The 231-nt window shown below is 66.2% G+C and carries 1 protein-coding gene; it reads right to left on the reverse strand.

All coding sequences use genetic code 11. The features are described from left to right. Nucleotides 1-231: beta-L-arabinofuranosidase domain-containing protein (locus SB660_RS24150; RefSeq protein WP_410585176.1), on the reverse strand; the 231-nt coding region annotated here is incomplete at both ends.

Consider the following 231-nt stretch of genomic DNA (forward strand, 5'->3'; position numbering starts at 1 on the left):
CGATAGAACGTGAGCGACGCGTGCCGCGTGTGCGCCTGCACGAGGGTGCCGTGGCAGCACCAGAAGTCTTCGGTCGGGGTACCCCAGTTCTTTATCGCGCCGCCCTCGAGCGGCAGGAAGTAGGCGGGCATGCCGGTGCGGGGATGCTGCTGCGCGAGGATGCCGTTGACGAGGTTGAGCTCGATGTAATCGAGGAAGCGGGTCTCGCCCGTCCAGCGGTAGAGCACGTCG

It is taken from the genome of Bacillus sp. SIMBA_005 (assembly GCF_046535585.1).
In the GTDB taxonomy this organism is placed as follows: domain Bacteria; phylum Bacillota; class Bacilli; order Bacillales; family Bacillaceae; genus Bacillus; species Bacillus pumilus.